The sequence below is a fragment of the Roseomonas sp. TAS13 genome (genome assembly GCF_001950415.1).
GTDB classification, from domain to species: Bacteria; Pseudomonadota; Alphaproteobacteria; order Acetobacterales; family Acetobacteraceae; genus Roseomonas; species Roseomonas mucosa.
Window position 1 is genome coordinate 1 of record NZ_BDLP01000653.1, and the last position, 1,311, is coordinate 1,311.

Here is a 1,311-nt window from a genome sequence, read left to right on the forward strand (position 1 = left end):
CATCGTCGAGACCGGCAACGATAGTTGGCGATTCAAGAACCGCGCCTGAACGCCCCCTCAACACACCTCACAAGAGGGTCCCTTTTGCGTGCCGATCTGGGGTCCCAATTCAGTGCCGATTGACATCAATGTCCGCTTCCCCACCCAAAGTGGCTGTCCGACGTCGGCAAAGGCCGTCGGCTTCACCGCCTCGCGCGTTAAGCGGTCACTGACCCAACACTGTCGCCGTCCAGCGATCTCGGGAAAGGCGATAGAGTGCTTGGCGGCGGAGCGGGTGGTCTTCTGGCATACGGGGATGGTCGAAGTCGTCTTGCGCATCGTGACACATGCCAAGTTTCTCCATCACCCGCCGCGAGTTGGTGTTGTGAATGGCCGTATTAGCGACGATCTCCGACAGGCCGAACACTTCGAAGCCGTAGCCCATGGATGCTATTGCAGCTTCGGGAGCGTAGCCTCGGCCCCAGAATGCCCGTGCCAGTCGCCATCCCACCTCAACCGCAGGCGTGAAGTGAGCTTCGTAGCCAACCTTGACCAAGCCTACGGAGCCGGCAAAGGCACCACTTTCCTTCTCTTCAAGCGCCCAGAAGCAGAATCCATGCTCGGCAAGGTGGGCCATCTGGCGATCAATCCAGGCATTTGCCCTGTCACGGTCGCCTAGCGGGAGTAGATGCTCCATAACAGCAGGATCAGCGGACATCGCGGCAAAGGGCTCCCGATCCTCTTCCATCCAAGGCCGGAGGATCAGACGGGTAGTTTCGATGTTCATGACGCGGCTCCTGACGGAGGCTGCATGGTGGCCAAGTCTACTGTCTACCCCATCCAGCGATTGCTCCAGCCGTGGTGACCGCCGCAAGCGGCCCCAAGCCGCTAGAGGTGAGCCGGGCACTGGGACCTCACGGGGGCAAGTTCGCCGACACGTACAAACCCAGGGGTCATCCCGAAACGGTCGTTTGCAGAGGTGGCCAGGGCGGAGAGGCCTGCCGGGGCCGGGCGGGACCGCCCGCAGCCCCGCCCGGCCGTCCTGCGAAGCGGGGCACCTTTATCACGAACCCGGGCACTGCTGATGGGGACCCGGGGTACTGCTCCGGGCCTCCACGCCCCGCCAGTCCGAGATCCGGGCGATCCCGGAGGCGCGACAGGGGACATCCATGCGGCGGATCAACGGCTTAGCCTCTATTCACGCCCGATAATAATCCATTATCGGGCCTGAGATGGGAAAGCGGTGGGGTTGCCACAATTGCGGCGATGGATCACGCTCGATCTGTTGGCCCAGGTGGCCGTGACGCGAGGCGGCGCAGGGGAGGGGCATGC

General features: G+C 62.9%; 1 protein-coding gene. It reads right to left on the reverse strand.

The annotated features are described in order from the left end of the window. Positions 1-205: 205 nt before the first annotated feature. Positions 206-766: a GNAT family N-acetyltransferase gene (locus ROTAS13_RS24550; RefSeq protein ID WP_075823667.1), complete on the reverse strand. Its 561-nt coding sequence runs from the start codon at positions 764-766 to the stop codon at positions 206-208. Positions 767-1,311: the final 545 nt, after the last annotated feature.